Consider the following 15,653-nt stretch of genomic DNA (forward strand, 5'->3'; position numbering starts at 1 on the left):
TAGGTTCAGGAAACTCTTCAAAATAGGCCCTCAAGTAAGCCATTTGCCTTGACTTACCCGTTTGATTTTCGGACAAAAACGTATGAAAATCAGACACCTCCTGCTCCAGATAATCAGTTGACCGGGAGGTGTCTGAATGGGTAAGTTGGCTGACGCGTATTCTGGATTAATTTACCCGCTGGCGGTCTTCAGCAGAGCCCATCACGCGGGTGTTGTTTACCTTCACCTGCTGGTTGCCGAAACTCCGGGTGTAGGTCAGCCGAAGCAGTCGGTTGTTATTGCCCCGACCTCCAAAATGAGCCGTATAGCCCTGAGTAGCGTTTGTTACATCATACACCAGGTAATTACTCCAGAACACATCTTCGGCAGTTAAGCGCAGTGAGCCCTGATTGTGGGGGAGTTGTTTTTTTACGCCCAGGTTCAACACGCCAAACGGCCGACGAACCATAACTCCCATCAGACTACTGCTCTGATAAAAACCCGACAACTCCGCCGAAAAGCCTTTGCCCAACTGAAAGGTTTCCGAGTGCGTGATGCGACTAAAGACTTGCTGTTGCTGCTGGACGTTACCATCCTGCGTAAACTGGGTTGCCTGACGAACCCCCAACAGGCTGCTCTGTAGTTGCCACCACGACGTCAGGGTGAGCGGGAAACTAAAGCTGAGCGACAGATTCTGGCCCCAATCCAGATTCTCGGGCCGGGAGATTTGCCGATTTTCGTTGACCAGCACCGTAAGGTTAAAGACGATGGGATGCGTAAAGCGGGTGTACTCGGCTGTCAGCAGGAAATTTTTCAGGAAGCGGTAGGTCGCCTGCACATTGGTAGACAACACGGGTAATAATCGTTCATTGCCACTCCCCGACGAGCTGGGATCGACATAATACAGAAACGGGGCCAGTTGCGTAAACGATGGTCGGCTGATGCGCTGACTAAACGCCAATTGGATACTGCGGGAGGGTGATAGCGTATGCGCCCAGAAAACCGTCGGAAACCAGTTGCCATAGTTTCGGTACACCAAGGATTGCCCGTCAATGTTCCGCAGGTCGGTTTGGGTATGTTCGTAGCGAAGGCCAGCCTGCACGCGGTCTTTGGGGGTGAGTTGCCCGTTCAGATTGAGATAACCGGCCAGGATGGTTTCATCCATCAGCACATGCTGACTCAGGGCGGTGTCTGGTATCCAATTCTGGCCCTGCTGCTGTTCAAAGCGAATGTTATTATCAAAATGGGCAAACGTGCCTTTTGCCCCGGCGGTTAGTGTCAACGTTTTATGGAGGTTTCGGCTGTAGTCGGCTTTAGCGACCCATAGTCGAATCGGTGTCTGCTTGGTATTTCGCACCAACACATCTTCACTACGGCCTTCCTGCCGATACGTTGTGTTGAACTGGTATTGGTGTGGATCAGTATTGAAAAAATGAATCAGGTCTACGTCGGCACTTAATTCCCCCTTCGGAAGCAACTGGCGCAGGTTCATATTGCCGGTATACGTCCAGGTATTATTCAGTTCGTCGTCGCGAATGGCCACGCTGGTGAATGGAACACCCTGTTGGGTTGTCTGGGCGGTATTCAGGGCAATCTGGTCCGAATGGTAGTTTTGTACCGTAATCAGGCTACTTAGCGTGGTGCGCGGGTACATCTGCCACTCCATACCCGCCTGCCCACTGTGAATCCAGTCGCGCTGATCCCGACGAATGGTCAGGTCGGTGCGTACCGGGATGGGTATTGTCAATTGACGATACGAATCATAGAGTCGGATCAAGTGGTTCATCTGCGCCGAATAATCGCCGAAGAGGCTCAGCTTAGCGGTTTTGTGGTTTATATTTCCCGACCCACCCACGCGTCCCCACTGACCATAACCGAAATTAGCTGACCACGAGCCGTTGGTACCCAGGCTGGTATTACGTTTGGTGACAATATTGATTAGCCCGGCATTGCCTTCGGCATCGTATTGAGCCGGGGGTGAGGTAATCAGTTCGACCTTGTCGATGTTGCCTGCATTCATGCTGCCCAGAAGTTGCATCAGATTGGTCATCGGAATGCGCGAGAGTTTGCCATTGACCATCACCATCACGCCCTGTTTACCGTTCATGGCCAGCACATTATTATTCCGGTCGACCGTAACACCCGGTGAACGTTCGAGCACATCCAGGGCGGTACTGCCCGCGGCCATGATACTACTTTGCACGTTGACAACCATGCGGTCGATCAGTTGCTCAAACAAAGGCTTTTGCGCCACAACTGCCACCTCGTTCAGTTGCTGGCTGGCCTGATCCAGCGACAATATAGGTACCGTAACCGCCGAGGTTGTTACCGTAAAGAGCGCACTACTAGCCGACCGATACCCTACCATGGAGCCACGAACCCGGTACTGCCCCGGCAAAACCTTATCAAAGCGATATTGGCCTTGTTCGGAAGTCAATGCACCTTTAACAAAACTGGAATCCGGGGTCTTCAGCAAGGCTATGCTGGCGAAAGGAAGTGGCTTTCCGTTGGGATCTGTTAGTACCCCCGTTAAGGAAGTTTGGGCTTGCGCATAGTTAAACATGCTTATAGCCATCAGGAATTTTATCATTTTTTTCATGACCGTAACGTTCTGAAAGAAAGGCGTTTGGTGAGTCGCTACATGAGTAGCAGGTCATGACAAAGGTGGAGCATCAACACGGGTTAAGCCTTTGACTTTAGGCCATTTACGTCTGGTTTTACATCAGAGATGCTATGCATTTTGGCCAAATCCATTTGCTTTTCGGACACTATCTTCAGCAGACCCCTGGAGCATCTTGAGATGTTCCATCACAGTGAACCTGCTACTTTTTTCGGACTGCTAAGGAGGCCCGGCCCGATCGAGGAGTGTCATACAGTTCTGACCACAATCATCCCCGTTTTAACTCTACCCGTATTTACACACATCTAAATTAGGCTACTACTACTCGACACTAAAGAGATTATTGATACCTAAAGTAACCGTCCAATGGATTTCTTTTACCCTTCACCAAACCCAATCTTACATTTGATCATACTCTCAACCCCTTACCCATCGGTTGGACTGTAGCAGCCGTAAATCATGCTTTGGTTAGCTCCCGTGTACACATTGAGGGCGTTTCCACGCTAATCAGGTAGGCTCTGTACCGGCCAATGAGGGCGGCTTGAGTTGCCCTGCTCAATTAAGGGCTAGTCTTAGCACGGTCTGCCTCACGACGGCTTTGAGGCTCCAGGGGCAAGGTTGAGCCAGGATTGAAAACCATTACTTACTCATGTATGAAACATTTTTCCTTTACCCAGCTGCTCCGCTCATCCCTTCTACTTTGGAGCCTGCTGTTGACAGCCATCAGTCTGCCCGCCACCGCTCAAAGCTGGGATCAGATAAGTGAATTGGTGGCATCTGACCCATCTTCCCGCGATGCTTTTGGTAACAGTGTCTCCATTTCGGGCAATTATGCCATTATAGGAAACATGCAGAAAAACAACTCCATGGGGGCGGCTTATATATTTACTCGTACGGGCTCTACCTGGACCCAGCAGGCTAAGCTCACCCCATCTGATGCGGCAACTTTCGACCGATTTGGCATCAGTGTCTCCATTTCAGGAGATTATGCTATTGTAGGGGCCGATCTGAAAAACAATACGGGTGCGGCCTACGTGTTTGTGCGCACAGGCACCACCTGGACTCAACAAGCCATGCTCACTGCGTCGGACACGGAAACTAGCGACCAGTTTGGCACCAGCGTCTCCATTTCAGGGAATTATGCCGTCGTGGGGGCCGATCAGAAAAACAATGGTATGGGTGCGGCCTATACGTTTTCTCGAACAGGGACTACTTGGACCCAACAAACTAAACTCACTGCACTCGATGGGGTGACTGACGACAACTTTGGCGCTAGCGTCTCCATTTCAGGGGATTACACCATCGTAGGAGCCGATCAGAAAAACAATGGTACAGGGGCCGCTTATGTATTTACCCGGTCGGGTACTACCTGGACCCAGCAAGCCAAACTTACTGCATCTAATGCGGATGCTAACGAAAACTTTGGTGCTAGCGTCTCCATTTCAGGGGCTTATGTCATTGTGGGAGCTCCGTCTGGTAACACCTTTACGGGCGCGGCTTATACGTTTTCTCGAACAGGTATTACTTGGACCCAGCAAACTAAACTAACCGCCTTCGACGGAGCTAGTCTAGACCAGTTTGGCAACAGCGTGGCGATTTCAGGGGATTATGCCCTGGTAGGGGCAAGTGATCATAACTTCTCTACGGGGGCTGCTTATGGTTTTTTTCGAACAGGTGCTACCTAGAATTCACAAGCTAAACTCACCGCATCTGATGGGAGCGGTAGTAATTTCTTTGGTAGGAGCGTCTCGATTTCAGGCGATGACGCCCTGGTGGGAGCTACTGGTAAAAGCCCAAGTGGTGCCGCCTATGTGTTTGGTCAGTGTAGTGCCACCCTTACAAGCCAGCCCGTGGCTAACTCAGCGGTGTGCGTAGGTACCAGCATCACCGTTTCGGCCAGTACATCAGGTAACGTCGGTAGCTACCAGTGGTATAAAGGCACCACTCCAATAGTGAGTCAAACGGCGGCCACCCTGTCAATTCCCTCGGCGACCACCGCCAATGCGGGTACCTACTCAGTGGTGGTGATAGGGAGTACATGCAGCCTTACCAGTACCGCCTTTAGCCTGACGGTCAATGCCCCACCCACGGCCACCATTTTGACTCCTTCGAGCACCACCCTCACCTGTACCACCCCCTCGTTAGCCCTCACCGCCACGGGGGGCAGCTCCTACCGCTGGGAAAATACCACCACCACTGCGACCCGAACGGTGAATGCCAGCGGGACTTACTCGGTCACCGTCACCGGAGCCAATGGCTGTTCAGCCATAGCCACCAAATCCATTGTGAGCAACACCGCCCTCAGTATTGGGACCGGAGCGTCCTTGCCGGAGGCCAATGTCGGGGTGGTGGTGAGTCTGACCGCAACAGGGGCCACCACCTACCAGTGGAGCGGCCCCAGCTCAGCCTCCCTCAGTTCTCCCGCTACCGGATCGGCCATCTCGGCCAGCCTGACCACGGCGGGTGTGCAAACCTTTACGGTGGTGGGCAGCAGCGGGGTTTGTAGCCAGAGTGCTCTGGTGAGTGTAACGGCCCTGGCTGGCCCTGACCTGTCGCCGACGCTGAGTCTACCCAATAGTAATTTCTCCACTGGCGAGCAAAAAGGACTCCTGATGCAGGTCCAGGAGGTGAATGGTGCGGTTTCGAGTGGGGCCATTGTCATCACCGTTACGGTACCTACCGGCTACAGTGTCAGCTTCGACAACACGCTGACCAGTTTCACCGTCTCTGGAGGAGGTTCCAGTCCGGTAGACAATACCAAGTGGCACCAAACCAGCACGGTGGCCGGTCAGCAGGTCAGTGTGACCATCAATGGGGGTCAATCGATTGGGGCTGGCACGACGATGAGTTTAGGTTTTGCCATTACTCGCACCAGTGCTAATTCGGGCAGTAGTTCCAACATCACCGTGAACGTGACCGATGATAGTGGTCAGACCTATGATGTGAACCGGCTCAACAATGTCTACGCTCGAATTATAACGGGTTTGTAAGGGGCTGGATTGGTTATTGAGCCAGGTATCCAGGCGTTAGCGGTCTCATTAGCCACTCCTGTCTGAGACGAACTCGAGAGTTAGGCACAGAAGTCATCCGACAAAAACAGGCCTGTTTTGCCGAACTACTACAACCCATTGCCCAGCAGATGGCCCGTAGTAGTTCGGCAAGCCGGGTGACGCCCGATGATCGTTAAAATTCGGAACAAAAGAGTTCACTTAAAGCTAGTCCTACCCCAATAGGTAAACAACAAATTCACAAAACCTAAGTAAAAGTAGCTACATCCACCAACCAGCAACGCTTTACTTTTCTATTGACAGATAAGCATTTAATTGTTTGAGATACTGGTTTATTTTTTGCCAATTTTAGAGGAAATTTGCCCAGTATGCGTTTCCTCTTTTTTTGTCAAATTCTAGTATTATTACTTAAATCGGGCGGGCTGTTGGCCCAAACGAAAGGCTGGCAGGAACTCACTATTTCTGATGGCTTATCACAGGGAATGATCTTTGATATCCAACAGGACAAAAAGGGCTTCATCTGGGTGGCTACCAAAGACGGACTGAACCGCTACGACGGCCATAATTTTAAAGTCTTTACGCACGACCCTTACAACGCATCCACACTTTCCGAAAACGTGTGTACGGCCCTGCTTATCGACAGACATCAGCGTATTTGGGTCGGTACGAAAAGCAAGGGCCTTGATCTGCTCAATCCTGAAACCGGACGATTTTATCACATCACAATCAACGACGAAGCGATAGACAAGGCCAGTAGCTTCGCCATTACCCAACTGGTCGAAGACCCAGATGGTAACATTTGGATCGGTACCGAGAACGACCGACTGGTCAAGGTAAGTTTACCAGATTCCCTTCAGAACGGATTCCCCGATCAGGCCGATTTTACCCATCTTGTTAAACGCACGTCGGTTCCACTTCAGGATGTCAACCAAGGTACTGCCCCTCGTTGGTTTGCCTTTGTTCAGCGACAACAATTGCTGGCATATACCTGGAAAAATCTCTATGCTGTCAATTGGAAGAAACCGGTCTCTCCCCGAAAACTTGACTTTTTTAAGGCCGATATCTCGTTGATCATGACTGCCTATGCCGATACAAGCCAGAACTACTGGTTTGTTATTATTCAGAATAGGCTCATTAGCTGGCACAACGGCAAATTGCATTCGGCTTATCTGTCGACCGATGGTTCCATTCGGGTTCATCTAAAAGCCCTTGACCAACAACGCATAGCCGTTCTGACAACCGATCACCTTTGGATCATGTCGCCCGACGAACTGTTCCGACAGGATAGCCTGACCCGTAAAAATGCGTATGTAGACTTACCCCCTAATACGTTTGGGGTGTCCAGTTTGTTTGAGGATCAAACCGGTAATATCTGGATTGGAACGATGGGGTATGGTCTGCGAAAATTCAACCCTCGAATCCGCCAGTTCCATTCGTATTTACCCAATCGGTCGTTATCGCATATTAGTATCGACAAAAAAGGCCGCACTTATTTTCAGTTCTACGACGGATTTGAACAATTTGATCGGTCTGGGCAGCGGACCTATCCGTTTATTCAGCCTGCGCCGTTCTGGACCGAAAAACCGGAATGGTTTATATTACCAGATCGCCAGGGTTTTTTCTGGACATTTAATAGCAGAAATAAACGAAATGATATTAATGCCGATAACAATTCGCAACGGCTCCTGAAATACTCCACCGACTGGAAACTGCTTCGTACGTATGTTTTGCCACCCGGTTGCCGACTTGGCGCAATTGGCAATCAAACGCTGGAAGACCCGGCCGGTAACCTGTGGATTGGCACCGTCAATGGCAAACTGTTGCGATTTAACCCACAGAGCGAACAGTTTCAGGTTTTCGACTATACCGCCCTTTTTCCCAGAATTGGTGCCCAGATCGAGGTCTATAGCCTGTTGCTCGAACCGGACAGCACCCTTTGGATCGGTACGGATCAAGGTCTGGTTCGCGTACGATCGTTAGCCAGTAAACCGACATTCACCCTGTTTCGAAACCTCCTACAGAACCCAAAAAGCTTAAGCGATGACTTTGTACTGAGCCTTTGCCTCGACCCTAACCAGCCTCAGCGCTATTTGTGGGTGGGTACGAAAGGCGGGGGGCTCGACCGGCTCGACAAACAGATGGGGCAATTCGATCACGTGACCGAAAAACAGGGGCTCCCCAATAAAGTGGTGTATGGTATTCTGGCCGATAACGCCCACCATCTGTGGATGAGTACCAACCGCGGGATTGCGCAATTCAACCCCAAAACCGGCAAATTCCGTACCTATACCAAGAATGAAGGCTTGCAGGACGATGAGTTCAATAATCAATCGTATGCCAAATTAACCACGGGAGAACTGCTGTTTGGGGGCATCAATGGCGTAAGTATCTTTCAGCCTTCAGAGATTGTAACGGGCAATCAGCAAACGCCTAAAGTGGCCATTGTTGGCTTAAAGATCAACAACAAACCCGTAGAGATCGACGGGCCGGAAGGCATTCTGGCCGTGGGTATTGAATTTACCAACGAACTGAATTTACGATATGATCAGAACCTGGTAACGCTGGAGTTTGGGGTCATGGATCTCACGAATCCGAAAAGCAATCGGTATCGGTACTGGCTCGATGGAATCGATCAGGATTGGGTCGATGCGGGCACCAACCGGTTTGCCAACTACGCTCAGCTTCCACCGGGAAGCTATCACCTGAAGATGATGGGCTCAGTAGATGGCGAACATTGGAGCAGGCCAATTGAGTTGCGTATTCGGGTACAGCCGCCTTTCTACCGGACGTGGTGGGCATACCTGGTCTATTTGGGAATGCTCTCCCTGCTGATCTGGCTATTTATCCGACTTCAGGCACAGCGACTGGTCTTACAGCAGCAGGTAGCCTTTAAACAACAGGAAGCCAGCCGACTGGCCGAATTGGACGCGATCAAAACGCAGTTTTTCACCAACATTTCGCATGAGTTCCGTACCCCACTCACGCTGATACTGGGCCCACTCGCCGATTTAAAAAAACGGTTTCCCGGCGACATGATGCTCACCCTGATGGAGCGCAACAGCAATCGGCTTATGGCTCTTATCAATCAATTGCTGGACCTGAGCAAGCTCGAAGCCGGTGAACTACACCCTGAAATGGCGCCCGGTGATATAGCTGCTTTTTTGCGAACCCTGGCCAGTTCGTTTACTTCGTTGGCCATCAGCCGCACCATCCAATTTACGTTTGAGCAGAGCCTGGCAACTTACTGGACTCGTTTTGACCGGGATAAGGTCGAGAAGATTGTGAACAACCTACTATCTAATGCCTTCAAGTTCACCCCAGAAAGACAATCCGTTCGTATGCGTGTGGAATATGAAACGAAGGCTGTCGTGGGAACGATGACCCTACAGGTCGAGGATTCGGGTATTGGCATTCCGGCGGCTAATCTGCCAAAGATTTTCGACCGGTTCTATCAGGTTGAAGGCGAAATCAACCGCGTCGGCGGACCGCGCACGTACGAAGGCACAGGTATTGGTTTGGCTTTGGTTTATGAATTGGTGAACGTGCTTGACGGAACCATTGATGTTTCCAGCACCGAAGGTGTCGGTACCACCTTTACGGTTAAGCTGCCTCTGGAATTAGTTAACCAAACTGGAACCGAGCCGACTTACACCGACGTAACATCCGCCGACCTGGCTGTAACTCCGCCCCCAGCGATACAGGCCACGAAAGACCCCAGACCACTTTCTTCGAACAGCATACCCCCTGCCACCACCAGCACTGACAACGTGCTGCTGATCATCGACGACAACGACGATATTCGGGCATACCTACGCGCCGTGTTCGAGCGGGAGTACCAGATTGTTGAAGCCGAAGATGGTCAGCAAGGCCTGGAACGAGCCACTGAACTAACGCCCAGCCTGGTCATCTGCGACCTGATGATGCCCCGGCTGGACGGCTTCGGTTTTTGCCGCGCCCTCAAAACGCAGGAAGCCACCAGCCACATTCCGGTAGTGATGCTCACAGCTAAGGCGACCGTTCAGGATCGAATGGAGGGCTTTGAACTCGGAGCCGACGAGTACCTGGCCAAACCCTTCAACGCCGATGAGATTCGGGTGCGGGTCCGCAACCTGCTCGACAAACAGGAACGCCTGCGCCAGTATTTCGGCAAGCAACCCGTCTCGACATCGATTGTATCAGTGGCAACAGACGCGACCCCGGTGCTCTCGCGCGAAGCCATTTTCCTGCAAAAAGTACGGCAGGTGGTTGAGAGTCACTATGCGGATAGCACCTTCGGAACCGATGAATTAAGCCAGGCCATGAACCTGAGTTCCTCCCAGCTCCTTCGCAAGTTGAAAGCCCTGACCGGCCTGACGGCCGTTGAGTTTTTACGGCAGTACCGCCTGGAGCGAGCCGCTACGTTACTGGCAGGCCGGGCTGGTACGGTCTCCGAAATAGCGTATCAGGTGGGGTTTGAGAGCCTGTCGTATTTCACCCGCACGTTTCAGGAGCGGTATGGTGTATCCCCCTCGGACTATGCCTCTTAGCCGGGCTCTACTCGGCAAATCATCGCTTTAAGCCCCATAACGGGGCTTTTTTTATGCCCGTGCTGAAAACGAGCAAAAGAATGCTGGAAATGGGTTAAAGGCGAATGGAGCAAGGAAGGCAATTTTGAGCCATCTAATTCGCTCAAAGGCAACCCGCCCTTCCTCTTTTTTTCTATGAAAAATCGTTTTACGTTTTACCTGTTTCTGATTGGGCTAGTTTGCCTGTTATCCCGTGCTGCTATTGCGCAAACAACCCGCTACGTTTCTACTACGGGCACCAATTCCGATCCGGCCAGTGCAACTTCCTGGGCTACGGCCACTACCGATTTACAGGGAGCGATCAACTCCCTGACGGCAACGGGTGGAGAGGTCTGGGTGGCGGCTGGTCTTTATAAACCCACCAGTACCACCGCTCGGACTATTAGTTTCGCAATGGCTAATAACGTGAGTATATATGGTGGCTTTGAAGGAAACGAGTCCAGTATTGCCAGTCGGCCAGTTACTAACCCGGTTACGGGTAATCCATCAAGCAGTACGCTCAGTGGAGAAATCGGTGACCTGGCCAGTTTAACAGATAACAGCCACCACGTCATCAGTAACCCGAAGGGGTTAACCACTACGGCAGTGCTGGACGGCTTTGTCATCACGAGCGGTTATGCGAATGGGAACAGTCCTGATAACTTTGGTGGTGGGGTATTAAATGATGGTACTGGCACAGGGCAGTATTGCAACCCCAGCTTTCGTAATTGCCTGTTTCAGAGTAACGCTGGAACGTATGGAGCAGCAATGAATAATTCTGGTAACAACGGTGGCGACAGTAGTCCCATTTTGACCAACTGCATATTTCAAAGCAATACAGCTGCCGTCGGCGGAGCCATACTGAACGATGCAAACAATGGCAACAGTAGTCCTGTAGTAAACAACTGCCTATTTAAAAGCAACATAGCTAATGTTGGTGGTGCAGTTTATAATAGTGGAATTACTGGTGGCAGCAGTAGTCCTACCTTAAACAACTGTGTATTTCTGAGCAATTCGGCAAAATTATACGGCGGAGCCATCATTAATTTAACCAATGCTAGTGGCAATTCTAGTCCTAAGCTGACGAACTGTTTGTTTCAAAGTAATACTGCTGTCAATACAGGTGGGGTCATGTACAACCAGGCTGGAACGAATTGTACCTGTAATCCTACCTTGACGAACTGTGCTTTTCTAAGCAATGTTGCCAGCTTAAGTGGTGGTGCCTTCCACAACTATGTCGGCACTGGCACAAGTAATATTGTTCTGACAAACTGCTCATTTCAAAGTAATTCTGCCACCAATAGCGGGGGACTAGCATACAGCGAAGTTGGTACCGGCCTATACAGTTTTAGTTTAATCAACTGCGTATTGTGGAATAACGGTGGCAGCAACACGTTTAATAATTCCAATGGTACCGTTTCTCTTGCTTATAGCCTCTTTGACCCCTCTTCTTTACTATCAAATATAGATACTAGTAGCCCCGGCAACCTAACCGCCACGGTCTCGCCCTTTGCCAGTACGACCAGCCTTCAACTCAATGCCTGTGCTCCGGCCATCAACACGGGCAATAACTCGGCAACTGGCCTGACGGGCATCACCACCGACCTGGCCGGAAACCCACGCATTCTTGGTGGCAAGATTGACATGGGGGCCTATGAGTTTCAGGGAACACCTACTTCCATAACGCTTACGAATCCCAGTACTGCCACAGCGTTGGTTAGCACAACCTTTAGTCAGGCCTTTTCGGTGTCGGGGGGCAGTGACCCCTATAGTTTCACCCTGCTCACGGGGAGTCTGCCTGCTGGTTTGAGCCTTGCCTCAACGGGTGTGTTGTCGGGCACACCTACCCAAAACGGCACGTTTACAATGGTGGTGCAGGGAACTGACGCGGCAGGTTGTGTCAATGCTGGTTCAACCTATACGCTGACGGTAAACACAGCTATCCCCACCCTCACCGGCTTTGCGCCTACCCTGGCCACGGTTTGCACAGGGCAGATAACCACTTTTACCGCCACCATCGGCAATGTGACGGGAGCGTATGACTACACGCTCACCAATGGCACCAGCACCACCAGCGGCACCAGCAGCAATTCGACCTTTAACCAGAGCTGGACGGCGGGGGGCTATGGCGCCCAATCGTTTTCGCTGATTATTTCATCGAATGGGTCAGTCACCACCGCCAGCACCACCCTAACGGTAGGGTCGGTCATCAGCAACGCGGCTATAAATTACTGGGGAGGTTGCATCAGTTCCGACTGGCAAACGGCCAGCAACTGGAGCAAAGGAACGGTTCCCGTTGCTACCGACGATGTGGTGTTGCTGGCTACTGCTCCCAACCAGCCTGTGCTGAACGGGACAGGTTTGGCTAACTCGGTTGAAGCACCTGCCAACACAACATTGACCATAGGGAGTAGCGGGACCCTGAGCATCAACGGGTCCAGAGCTATTGTAGGGAATTTAAGGACAGCGTTTCACAATGAGGGTACAGTGGCGAACAGCGGAGTGCTCGTACTTACCAATATTGCCAGTGTCATTTATTCTGGTGTTTACAACAAGGGTACTTTTACGAATAGGTTGGGGGGCAGCATCAATATTGATAATTCTTCTTCTGAAGGATTACATAATACGGTTGGTACCTTCTCCAATGCTGGCATCATTTCAATTGGCAAGTCAACAACCAATGCGAGTGGTATTTGGAATGAGTCTACTTTTGACAATGTGGCTAGTGGCCAGATACTTATAGATCGAAGTAAAAGTTACGCCTTAAACAACTATTCTGGGACATTCACAAATTCAGCGACCATAACAATAGGGTCGTCGGCGACGATAGGCTCTTATGGACTCTTTAATGGGGCTACCTTCAGCAATAATTCTGGTGGCCTGATCACTATAGACCGAAGTGCGTCTTATGGAATAAACAATTCATCTGGGTCATTCACGAATTCAGCGACGATTACAGTTGGAACCTCCGCGACGTCAGGCCAATATGGTATTTCCAATAGTGCTATTTTAACGAACACGACGGGAGGCCTAATCACTATTGACAATGCCCTATTTATGGGCCTGTATAATACAGGTGTTGTTACGAACTCTTCGACCATCGCTATTGGCGCAACAGCCTCCACTGGAGCGTATGGGCTCCGAAATAGTGCCACTTTCACCAATGAAGTGGGTGGAGAAATAACCATTGCGCGAAGCACAACCACTGCTTTACAAAATGATTCGAACGGTTCCTTCACTAATTCTTCAACCGTTACGATTGGCAGTCTGTTTGCTGCGGGTACACGTGGTCTTTACAACCTAGGCGTTTTCAATAACGGCGCGACCGGACTGATCCGCATTGATCGTAGCTCTATTGCTGGCTTATACAATACGGGTACGTTCAACAACTCGGCACCAATTGTTGTTGGCCAATCGGCAGCGGTGGGCCAATATGGTATTCAGAACCAGGGTACGTTCAACAACATAGACGAGGCCCGGATTATTATCGATCGGAGCTCCATAGCCGGTCTATACAATACCTATATATTTAGTAATTCGGCCGTGATTACTATTGGTGCTTCGGCCAATGTGGGGCAGTATGGCCTTCAAAATCTTTTCGGCACCTTTACTAACACAGGGGGGGGGCAGATCAACATTGACCGTAGTTCTTCTGGGGGGTTGATACATGCGGGAACTTTTACCAACTCAGCTACCATTACCATCGGCGCGAATGCCGCAGTAGGAGATATTGCGCTCGGGGTTGCGGGTAGTAATGGTATCGGAACGTTCAGTAATAATGCTGGTGGACTCATCACGCTGGCCGGTTCTTCTATAGTTGGTTTAGATAATTATCTGAGTACGTTTATCAATGCAGGTACTATCCGAGCCGGGCACCTGGCCAGCGTTGGGCAATATGGTGTCCGAAATCGAGGCTTCTTTACGAACACAACAGGAGGCTCTATTCATGTGGATGGAGCTACAGGCACTGGTCTGCTAAATGAGCTCGGTGCGTTCACCAATTCATCGACCATCCTGATCGGGAGCGTTTCGGCGGTTGGGGCAACCGGCGTTTCCAACGGCACCGCCACGTTTAACAATTCGGGTTGCGCTGCCCTGCTCAAGGTGATGTCTGATGCGGTGATCACCAACTCAGTCAGTGGCACGTTCACCAATACGGGTACCATCATCGAGAATGCGAGCGGCAACAGCACTATATCCAGCAATGCAGGACTTGTTCTGAATCAGAACGGAGGAACGTTCAACACGGGTTCGGGCCCCAATCAGCCGCTGAGTAGTACTGCTACATCACAAACGAGTTGCAGCCCGGCCGATGGCGCTTTGACATTTAGCGGATTACAGGCCAATACAACTTATTCCTTTAGCTATACGGTAAACGGAAACGCCACCCAGGTTTCTCCTGATCCAACCAGTAATGCCAATGGCGAACTTACGCTGACCAATCTAAGCGGAGGAGTTTACAGTATTAACCTGAGTGGTAATTGTGTTGCGCAGACATTGCCGCTGACGGCCACCATTGCCAGTAATATCGCACCACCTTCGCTGACGATCAGTTCCAGCAACGCCACGCTAAGCTGTGCCAGCCCGACCGTAAGTTTATCGGCCATTGGCAACGGAACCGTCAAATGGTCGACGGGGGAACTATCCTCAGTTATCAATGTCACGTCGGGAGGCACTTACTCGGTGACGTTAACAGCAGGGAATGGCTGTTCATCGACAACATCGACGTCAATTAGTAACAATACCACCCTGGTTATTTCCGCTGGTGCTTCCCTGCCGCAAGCCAACCTGGGGGTGGTAATTAGCCTGACAGCGTCGGGAGCGTCTAGCTACCAGTGGAGTAACCCCGCGACGGCTCAGCTGACCACACCGGCCACGGGTTCAGCCATCTCGGTCAGTCTGACCACCGCTGGTGTGCAGACTTTTACGGTAGTTGGTACGACTGGGGCTTGCAGCCAGTCGGCACTGGTGAGTGTGACGGCTTTGGCAGGGCCTGACCTATCGGCCATCATGAGCCTACCGGATGGAAATTTTCAGGCCAGAGAAAGTAAAGGCCTGCTGATGCAGCTTCAGGAGGTGAATGGAGCCACGGCCAGTGGGTCGATTATGATCACCATCACGGTGCCCGTGGGCTATAGTGTTAGCTTTGATAACAGTCTGACCAGTATCAATGTCTCAGGTGGAAGCAATAACCCAGTGGCAGTGCAGAATACTAAGTGGCAGATCAGTAGCAGTTTGGCAGGTCAGCAGCTAAGCCTGGCCCTCAATGGGGGCGAGAGTGTGGCGGCCAGCAGTACAATAAATCTGGGCTTCAGCATCACTCGGACGACGGCCAATGCGGGCAGTGTTTCCAACATCACGGTGAACGTTGCGGACGACGGCAGGGGGCAGTATGATGTGAATCGACTCAATAATGTTTACGCCCGAATCATAACCGGCTTATGAGAGGGCTAGGTTGATCAGCAGTAACGAAAGGGTTTATTGAGAACAAACAGCCAGGCG

4 protein-coding genes and 1 pseudogene are annotated in these 15,653 nt (G+C 51.1%); 4 read left to right on the forward strand and 1 reads right to left on the reverse strand.

Going from position 1 to position 15,653, the window contains the following annotated elements:
• Nucleotides 1–166: 166 nt before the first annotated feature.
• Nucleotides 167–2,578, reverse strand: coding sequence for an outer membrane beta-barrel protein (locus ACYVFD_RS34955; protein ID WP_461095264.1), 2,412 nt, complete (start codon nt 2,576–2,578; stop codon nt 167–169).
• Between the two features lie 674 nt (nt 2,579–3,252).
• Between ACYVFD_RS34955 and ACYVFD_RS34960 the strand changes: the two genes are divergently transcribed.
• The 4 genes and pseudogenes from ACYVFD_RS34960 to ACYVFD_RS34975 all read left to right on the forward strand — a co-directional run bounded on the left by ACYVFD_RS34960 (nt 3,253) and on the right by ACYVFD_RS34975 (nt 15,596).
• Nucleotides 3,253–4,284, forward strand: a complete 1,032-nt coding sequence (locus tag ACYVFD_RS34960; RefSeq protein ID WP_461095265.1) for an FG-GAP repeat protein — start codon at nt 3,253–3,255, stop codon at nt 4,282–4,284.
• A gap of 15 nt (nt 4,285–4,299) precedes the next feature.
• A pseudogene (locus ACYVFD_RS34965) lies at nt 4,300–5,589 on the forward strand (FG-GAP repeat protein); the annotation flags it as partial.
• A 386-nt stretch (nt 5,590–5,975) separates the two neighbouring features.
• On the forward strand, nt 5,976–10,133 hold the full coding sequence (locus ACYVFD_RS34970; RefSeq protein WP_461095266.1) for a hybrid sensor histidine kinase/response regulator transcription factor: 4,158 nt from the start codon (nt 5,976–5,978) through the stop codon (nt 10,131–10,133).
• Nucleotides 10,134–10,307: 174 nt separating this feature from the next.
• A complete protein-coding gene (locus ACYVFD_RS34975) occupies nt 10,308–15,596 on the forward strand; it encodes a beta strand repeat-containing protein (protein WP_461095267.1) in 5,289 nt (1,762 codons plus the stop codon).
• Nucleotides 15,597–15,653 lie beyond the last annotated feature (57 nt).

It is taken from the genome of Spirosoma gilvum (assembly GCF_054776815.1).

Bases quoted from the DNA above. Each gene is read 5' to 3' on its own strand.
- ACYVFD_RS34955 (WP_461095264.1), bottom strand. From the start codon at position 2,578: ATGAAAAAAATGATAAAATTCCTGATGGCTATAAGCATGTTTAACTAT.
- ACYVFD_RS34960 (WP_461095265.1), top strand. From the start codon at position 3,253: ATGAAACATTTTTCCTTTACCCAGCTGCTCCGCTCATCCCTTCTACTT.
- ACYVFD_RS34970 (WP_461095266.1), top strand. From the start codon at position 5,976: ATGCGTTTCCTCTTTTTTTGTCAAATTCTAGTATTATTACTTAAATCG.
- ACYVFD_RS34975 (WP_461095267.1), top strand. From the start codon at position 10,308: ATGAAAAATCGTTTTACGTTTTACCTGTTTCTGATTGGGCTAGTTTGC.